The organism is Protofrankia sp. CiT1 (genome assembly GCF_917627335.1).
In the GTDB taxonomy this organism is placed as follows: domain Bacteria; phylum Actinomycetota; class Actinomycetes; order Frankiales; family Frankiaceae; genus Protofrankia.
This window is the reverse complement of the sequence record NZ_CAKJTP010000128.1, coordinates 1,207-9,712: the sequence shown is the minus strand read 5'-3', so window position 1 is coordinate 9,712 and position 8,506 is coordinate 1,207. Positions and strand designations below refer to the sequence as shown.

At 70.3% G+C, this 8,506-nt stretch carries 6 protein-coding genes; 3 read left to right on the top strand and 3 right to left on the bottom strand.

Going from position 1 to position 8,506, the window contains the following annotated elements:
• From MJ785_RS16945 to MJ785_RS16935, 3 genes are all read right to left on the bottom strand, one after another.
• Positions 1 to 1,556, bottom strand: a 1,556-nt coding sequence (locus MJ785_RS16945; protein ID WP_239381729.1) for a glycosyltransferase family 2 protein, incomplete at its 3' end; no start/stop codon positions are given.
• A gap of 29 nt (positions 1,557 to 1,585) precedes the next feature.
• A complete protein-coding gene (locus tag MJ785_RS16940; protein ID WP_239311968.1) occupies positions 1,586 to 1,831 on the bottom strand; it encodes a hypothetical protein in 246 nt (81 codons plus the stop codon).
• A 743-nt stretch (positions 1,832 to 2,574) separates the two neighbouring features.
• Positions 2,575 to 3,192 (bottom strand): PaaI family thioesterase, encoded by a 618-nt coding sequence (locus MJ785_RS16935; protein WP_239311974.1) that lies wholly within the window; start codon positions 3,190 to 3,192, stop codon positions 2,575 to 2,577.
• Between the two features lie 311 nt (positions 3,193 to 3,503).
• Here MJ785_RS16935 and MJ785_RS16930 point away from each other — a divergent pair, with 311 nt between their 5' ends.
• The 3 genes from MJ785_RS16930 to MJ785_RS16920 form a co-directional block, all read left to right on the top strand.
• Positions 3,504 to 5,159, top strand: a complete 1,656-nt coding sequence (locus tag MJ785_RS16930; protein ID WP_239381727.1) for a N,N-dimethylformamidase beta subunit family domain-containing protein — start codon at positions 3,504 to 3,506, stop codon at positions 5,157 to 5,159.
• Positions 5,160 to 5,351: 192 nt separating this feature from the next.
• On the top strand, positions 5,352 to 5,792 hold the full coding sequence (locus MJ785_RS16925) for a hypothetical protein (RefSeq protein WP_239311980.1): 441 nt from the start codon (positions 5,352 to 5,354) through the stop codon (positions 5,790 to 5,792).
• A gap of 65 nt (positions 5,793 to 5,857) precedes the next feature.
• On the top strand, positions 5,858 to 8,506 hold a 2,649-nt coding region (locus MJ785_RS16920), incomplete at its 3' end, for a caspase family protein (RefSeq protein ID WP_239381725.1).

The following is an 8,506-nucleotide window of genomic DNA, read 5'->3' as shown; positions in this document are numbered from 1 at the left end:
GCCGTGCTTGCCGTGCTTGCCGTGCTCGCCGCCACCGCGGCCGTACTCGTCCCCGCGGTCAGGGCGGCTGCGCTCAGGCGTTCTTCCGGGCTGCGGGCGGTCTTGTGCCAGCTGTTGCGGCCACTGAGGATCCGGGCGATCGCCCACCAGCCGGCGACGAACCAGACCAGGGCGTACACCATGTAGAGGTGGGCATAACCGATCAGCCGTAGGAGGCCGAACCCGGAGATCGGCTCCTGCCGGCGGTAGACCAGGCCGCAGAGCATGGCCGGAACCGTGGCCAGCAGGTAGGCGCCGACGAACAGGCGCGGATCGGGGCTGGGCCCACCGGCGAGCCAGTCGGCCGTGACCGCGGCCGTCGAACATCCAAACGCGAGTGTGAGCAGGGACGCCAACACAATCAACAACGGGCTCGACAGGTGGAACAGCATGTCGGGCAGCGTGCGGATCCGCGCATCCCGAATCACCTGTGGTATCAGCCGCCATGACTGCAGGTGCCCCTGGAACCAGCGGGAGCGCTGGCGCAGTAGCCGGCGTAGTTTCACCACCCCCTGCTGGTGGACATCAGCCTGTGCGCAGAACCGGTTACGCCAGCCCGCGAGCAGCAGCCTGACCCCGAGATCGAGATCCTCGGTCAGGCTGTGGCTCCACGGCCGCGGGCCGAGCGACCGAAGCGCCGAAAGGCGGACGAACTGGCCGTTGCCGCCCAGCCCCACGTTGTCGACATGGGCCCGACCACGCTGGAAGATGTCGGTATAGATCACGAACTCCATGTCCTGCATGCGGGCCAGCAGGTTGCCATGCCGGTTGTTGATGCGGACACCCGTCTGCACACCTGCCGTACGCGGGTCGCTGAAGTACGGGGCGACGGCATCGATGGCATGGGAATCGAGGCGCCCGTCCGCGTCGACGACAACGACGATCACATCGTCCGGGTCCCGGACGGCGATCTCATCGTGATCGGCGAGGTAGGCGATGGCGGCGTTCAGCGCCGCGCCCTTGCCTGACCGCGCGTTGGGCGGATCGCGCCGTAACAGCCACCGCCGCTCGTCCCGGAACCCGCGCACGATGCTGGCCGTCGCGTCGTCCGAGCCGTCGTCGACCACCAGGACTCGGATGTCGTCCCTTGCCGTGGCGAGCAGCCGCCGCACGCTTGCCCCGATCACCGCCTCCTCGTTGAGGCAGGGCATGACGAACACGTAGAACAGGCCGCTGGGGGTGACGGCCGGAGGCTGCTCGCGGGTACCCGACAACAGCAGCATCGCCATCAGGTAGAGGAAACCCATGACGATCAGCCCGGCGGCCAGCGGCCACGCGGCGCCGAGCGCGCCGCCGGGTAAGGACACGAGTAACGCCACCGGGGACCGGACGGCCGCCGTGCCGTGGGCCTGTGCCTGCGCGGCCGCCGGGACAGCCAGGTACCCGGCAACGGGCGGGAGCAGGCCCGCGTGCCACAGCACCCGCGGCCGGACCGGGCCGGACGCGACCGGCCGACGGCGTCCGGGGGCCTCCCGTAACCGACATGCGAAACCACCCAGCAATCCTGTCGAAACCATGACATCACGTACACGGCCTGACCGACTCATCAACGGATCCTTCGCCCAGCTGGCCGGCCGACTTTCTCGGCCACGGTGAAACGCCCGGTCGACGCGCGCGCGAGGCGGCCGCGAGCGCGCAGGAAAATGGCCAGAAAAATACATGCGACGCCGGCTGCCAGATACAGCACGAATACCAGTCCGACAATTTCCTCTAACACATCAGACAGCACGTGGAAAACCTTGGAAACAGCGCTTCCAATTAACGCGTGATCGACGGCACGCGACACGAACATAGCTTCTCCATAAAGGCATACGCGCCCATGACAAAAAGGGCGCATACCCATGGCCAAGCAGCCCCGGCCTGCGTGGATGGTGCTCACCAACCAGCTATGAGAGCTGCTCGACCAGCCGTGGAAAAACCCGCGGACGGGCGACGCGAATCGCCCGTCCAAGCGGAGGACTGCTGCCTTGCCACGCCTCGGCAGGTGACTGGCCGGCTATAACGGCAGCAGGATTCCCGAACCGCCGCCGTCAGACAGGTCGTACCATCTATCCCATCCCCCTCAGCCCTGGCCACCCGAGCGCTCGGCGAGGTGCTGGTGGCACCCTCAACCACGCGCCGGGAAATGGCGCCCCCTCGAATCCACCGTTCGCAGAACAGCTTTGCATGAAATGCTGCCGAACGCAAAGGGCTTCGTGAAACTCTCCTGTCATCTTGTTGGCGCATCTCCACCAGTTACCACGCAGAGCTACCATCAAAACGAACATATGACACTGCCGGCAGCAATAAATTGATCAACATTCACCCGCGAGAGACACCGGGCAGCGCACGTCATACCCGCCTAGCAGGCAGAACAGAAAATCTGAAAACAACACGTAAGCAGATGAATGCGGAGCGCCAGCAGGCACCCATAAGCACGGCAATCGAAATCCGTCACACAAAGTAGCATTGGAGGAGAGGCCGCCACCCGCGGGCAGTCCGGAATCACCGAAAGACCGCGCGAGAACCAGGAACTTTATCTGCCTGCCAGTTGACTCACTCGTGCGGTTGTGCCTCGTTCCCATGCCCGTCGCGGTATCCGGGCAGCGCGTCCCGCAACCGGTCCGCGTCGCTGTCGGCCAGGGTGAAGCGCTGGCGCGCCTCGTCCAGGCTGACAAGCCGGTAGCTGGCCGTCGCGGTGGCCATCGTGGCGCCGTCCAGATCGAGGATCTCGGAGGCGGCATGAGTGAGCCCGGTACCGGCCTGTTGCCCCTCCCGCGGCGGCCGCATACGGGCTATGCAGTCGTACGTCCTGCCGACGAACATCGGCGAGACGTAGCGCACCTTCAGCACCGTGGTGAACGCGGTGCGGCCGGTCTGGAGCACGATCAGGTTACCCATGATCTCATCGCAGACCACCCCGATCAGGCCACCATGCACGATGCCGGGGTACGACTCGTGTGCCCGCCCAAAATCGAAGCGAGCCTGTAGCCCCTCGGGATGGGTCCGCAGCTGCAGCGCAAGGCCCTGATCATTGTACGGCGAGCAGCCGAAACACTGGTAGTCCGGCAGCACCGCCCAAGGGGCCTTGACCGGGCTGCCGGGGCGCTCGCCGCGCGCCGCCTGCGCACCGGAGCTGATCGGGCCCGAAGCCGTCGGCTGGGAGATGGTCATGCGCAGGCCCCGATCCGGTCGAGGCGACGTGCATGAGCGGCCGGGTCGGCGGTCGACATCCTGATCTCCCTTGTTGGCCTGGTGTTGTTGGCCTGAGCTGCTCTCGCCGGGCCGACGGACGTGGGATCGCGGTTGTGCGCACACCTCCGGCGGCCCCAGGGGAATCTAAGCGGATCCGCGGCGCGGAGCACCGGGAATCGCCTGCCCCAATCCCACGATCAGGCTGCTTGATGAGCGGAGCCCGTCAACGGAGCCCGCAGCCGGCCACCGCCGGTGGCGGCTGTGGGAGGCCACCGGCGAGGATGGCCGGCATGTTCGCTCATCGGAGCCAGGACCATCGGAGCCAGGACCGTGGTCGGCGCGGGTCTGCCGCATGGCCCACGGCTGTCGCGGCCTCCGTCACCGTCATGGTTGTGCTCGCGGCCCTCCTCGGCGGATGCGGCGGCACCGGCCACGGCGGCCGGAGCAGCCAGGGCAACGGGACCAACCAGGGCAACGGGAGCGGGCCGGGCGGACAGGGGGCCGGCCGGGACGGCGCCGGGGTGGGCGCCGACTTCGACGTCCGGGCCGAGAACGCGAAACCCGGTGGTGACTGCGGGCTGGCCCGGCTCGGCTACAACCACGCGGTGGAAGGCTGGCTTGACCACACCAGCATCCGCTCGGGGGACGAACTTCGCCTGTTCGCCTCCACGACCGCGGCCACCGTCACGGCCACCGTCTTCCGGATCGGCTGGTACGGCGGACGGACCTGCCGCCTGGTCACCGAGGTGGGCCCGTTGCCCGGCCGGGTGCAGGCCCCCGCGTCCCGCGACCCGTCGACCAACACCGTCAGCACGGCCTGGGAGCCGACCACGACGTTCGCAACGAACAGCTGGCCACCGGGCGCGTATCTGATCCGCCTGGACAACTCCGAGGGCTTCCAGACCTACGTCCCGTTGACCGTCCGCAGCCCGACGATGTCCGGGCGGGTGGTGCTGCTCGCGGCGGTGACAACCTGGCAGGCGTACAATGCGTGGGGCGGCTACAGCCTCTACCACGGTCCGAAGGGATTCGCCGACCGGGCGCGGGCCGTGTCGTTCGACCGGCCGTACGACTACGGTGACGGCGCCGCGGACTTCACCGGGAACGAGGCCCCCGTCATCATCCTCGCGGAAAAACTCGGCCTGCCCGTCGCCTATGCCACCGACATCGACCTGCATGCCGACCCGGCGCTGCTGGACGGCGCCCGCGCGGTCGTCTCCATGGGGCATGACGAGTATTACTCGCCCGCGATGCGGGACGCGTTGACACGGGCCCGTGACCGCGGGGTGAACCTGGCCTTTCTCGGGGCGAACGCGGTGTTCCGCCGGATCAGGCTCGGGCCGACGCGCGTCGGGCCGGACCGGCTGGAAACCGGCTACAAGATCGCCGCCGAGGATCCGCTGAACGGCGTCGACAACGCCGCGGTGACCGCGAACTGGCCGTCCCCGCCGGACGCGAGTCCGGAGAGCTCGCTCACCGGTGGCATGTACCAGTGCAATCCGGTACATGCCGACCTCGTGGTCCGCGACCCCGGGCACTGGCTGCTCGCCGGCGCCGCGGTGACGGCCGGCAGCCGCATCCCGGGGATGATCGGATCCGAGTACGACCGGGTCGACCGCGCGTATCCGACACCACCGCGGATCGAGGTTCTCGCCCATTCGCCGGTGGTCTGTCACGGTCGGCCCGACCATTCCGATGTCAGTTACTACACGGCCGACTCGGGCGCGGGCGTGTTCGACGCGGGTACCAGCGCGTGGGTGTGCGCGGTGACCGATGTGTGCGGGTCCGGCGCGGCCGGGCCGGTGGTGCGGGACTTCGTCACCACCGTCACCACCACGATGCTGACCACATTCGCCCAGGGCCCCGCGGGCCACCAGCATCCGGGTGCCCAGTCCGTACCGGACGACGACGCCGGTGGTGGTGGGAATCCGGGCAGCGAACGGTAGGCCGGCCGGCCATACATAGGGAGGCAGTAGGGATAGGGGACGCGGCGTTGAGCTGCGCCGGGCTGCCAGGCCTGATCACTGGTCCGGGCGCGATACCGACGGCGCCTGGGAGCGATGCCCGAAAGCGGGGCAGCGATATCCATCCGGACCTCTCGTTCCCCTCGCGGCGGCCCAAAGAGCACAATACGGACCGTGGAAGTCGTCATCTCGTTACAGGGCGGCGGTGGCTGGCCGGACGGCAGCGTCGCGCCGTTGGGGACCTGGCTTGGCCGGGAGCGGGAACTCCGCGGCCGGGTCCGCCGTGTTCCGGCCGCGGCGCCACCGCCGGCGGTCATGGGCACGGCCACGGATCTGCTCACCGTGGTCCTGGAACCGGGAGGGGTTGCCACCGTGCTGGCCGCCGCGCTGGTGGCGTGGGTGCAGCGCCGAGCCGGCAACCAGACCGTGACCATCACCCGCCCCGATGGGACCACCCTCACGGTGGCGGCCGAACACGTCCGCGGGCTGGACGCGCGACAGGTGAACGAGCTGGCCCAGCAGCTCGCCCGGTCGCTGGAACCCGGCGAGCCGATCCCCGGCGGCGAGCCGATCCCCGGCGAGACAGCGCGGCCTCCCGCCGCACCGGCCGGATAACGCCCGGCAGAGCGCCCGGCACCAGGGGCACACAGGGCTGGCCGGACGGAGGAGGGCTCGGACGGATGGCGGCACCGCGGCAGCTGCCGCTCGGCGACCTCGCCGGGATGGGCGCACGGGCGGTCCTGGTGGGAACGAGCCGCCACGCCGACGGGTCACGTCTGCCGGATCTGCCGTCGGTGGCAACCACGGTCGAGGATCTGCGGCGGGCGCTGGAAGAGGTGTGCGGCATGGCGCCCGCGAACATCCACACGATCGTCGATCCCGTCGACGAAGGCGCCGTGCTCGACGCGGTGGAGGCCGCGGCCGCGCAGGCGGGCGGCGTCGTCCTGTTCTACTTCGCGGGGCACGGCCTGCTCGGGCCCGGGGATCGGCTGTACCTGGCCACGCATGCCAGCCTCGCTGGCGACCGGGTCGCCCGGTCCGTCTCCTACCAGACTGTCCGGGACATTCTCGCGGAGCTGCCGGCCAGCACCGTGGTCGTGCTCGACTGCTGCTTCTCCGGCCTGGCGGACGCGACAGCCCACGGCCGGCAGCGTGATCCCTATGCCTCCGCCCGGCCGCGCGGCAGCTACCTGCTGACCTCGGCATCCCACTACGCCGTCTCCTACGCCCCGCCGGGCGAGCGCCACACCCTGTTCAGCGGCGAGCTGCTGCGGCTGCTGCGCGAGGGTGACCCGGCCGGCCCGGCCCGGTTGACCCTCGACCACATCTACGGGCGCCTCGACCGGCGGCTGCAGGCAACGGCGGCGCGGCCGCACCGGCAGAGCGACGGCCGAGCCGGTGAACTCGTCCTCGCCGCGAATCCCGCCTACCAGCGGCCCGTCCCAGCGCGCGATGACGTGTCCGCTGACGGGTCAGCCGAGCCGCTGGACGACTCCCCGTGTCCCTATCCGGGGATGGAGCCGTTCCAGCCAGACGACCACGAACGGTTCTTCGGCAGGGAGGATCTTGTCCGCCGGCTGCTCGGGGACGTCACCGGGAACGGCCCCGCTCATCGCCCGCTGGTGCTCGTGGGGTCCTCCGGCGTGGGCAAGTCCTCGCTCCTGCGTGCCGGGCTGCTGGCCGCGCTGGACCGCCGGCACGAGGCGGACCGGACGAGCCCCTGGCCGGCGGTGCTGCTGCCCGCGCCGGGAGCCCAGCCGATGCGGGCGCTCGCCGAACGCCTGGCGGCGGCGGCCGGAAAGCCCCTGGGGGATGTGGAACGGCAGTTGCTGGCCGGGCGGTTACCCAGCATGGCCGAACGGCCCGGCGGGTGCGCGGTCCTTGTCGTCGACCAGTTCGAGGAGGTCTTCACCCGGTGCGCGGATCCCGGCCAGCGGGCGCGATTCATCCGTGTCCTGTGCGGTGACCCGGATGGCCCCCGCGACACTGGTCGCCCTGGTGGCCCCCGTGACGCTGGTGGCCCCGGCACCGGTCCGGGCCGCGTCCAGGTGGTGCTCGGGCTCCGGGCGGATCACTACGGAAGCTGCCTGGAACATCCCGAGCTGGTCCGCGCGCTGCGGGACGGCCAAGTGACACTACCGCCCCTGGATGATGCCGGGCTGCGGGCAGTCATCGAACGCCCCGCCCACGCGAGCGGTCTGGTCCTGCAACCCGGGCTGACCGACCTGCTGCTCCGGGACCTCCGCGAGGGCGGAGCCGCCACGCTCGGCGCGGCCCTGCCGTTCCTGGCGCACGTGCTGCGCGCCACCTGGACCAGGCGCAGCGGCCGCACCCTCACCCTCGCCGGCTACCAGGCCACCGGCGGTATCTGGCAGTCGGTCACCCGCACCGCCGAGGAGATCCACGACTCGCTCGCGGAACCCGGCCGGGTGGCCCTGCGCGAACTGTTCGTGCGGATGGTGTATCTGAGCGGCGGCGATGGGGAGGCGGTGCGGCAGCGCATCGACCTACGCGAGATGGCCCACGGTCGTTCCAGCGTGCAGCGCCAGCTCATCACGCTGGTGTGCGACCGGTTGGCGCAGGCTCGGCTGGTCACCGTCGACGACGGCGGGGCGCAGCTCTCCCACGAGGCGCTGCTGCGTGCCTGGCCGCGGCTGCGTCGATGGATCGACGAGGATCGCGCCGGGCTGCTCATCCGCCAGCAGCTGGCCGACGCGACGGATGCCTGGCAGCGCGCCGGTCGCGATCCGGCGTTCTGCCATCGCGGCGTCCGGTTGGCGGCGGCCCGCGAATGGGCCGCGGACGCCCGGCACAAGCGCCTGTTGCGAGTGGCCGACCAGGAGTTCCTCGACGCCAGCATCCGAATGGAACAGGCCGAACAGGCCCGGGAGCGCCGGCGGGTCCGCCGGCTCAGGCAGATCCTTGCCGGCCTGGCACTTGCCCTGTGCCTGACGGCGCTGGCCGCCGGCCTGGCGTTCCAGCAGCGTTCCAGCGCGCGGCGCAGCAGCCAGGCCGCGACCGTCCGCCAGCTGCAGGCCGCGGCGATCTCGGCTACCGGTACCGAGCCACGGTCCGCGCTCCTGCTCGCGGTGGAGGCGTACCAGCGGGACCCGTCGGCGACCAGCCGCGCGGCGCTGCTCGATGTCCTGGCGGGAACCCAGTTCTCCGTGGCTGTCGAGGGCCTGCCGAACGTCGTCACCACGCTGACCCACAGCCGGGACGGCCGAATTCTGATCATCGGTACCGGTGACGGCACCGCGCAGGTCTGGGACGTCTCCCAACCTGGCCATCGTCGCAAGATCGCCGACGTGGTTGCGCACAGCCCGCCG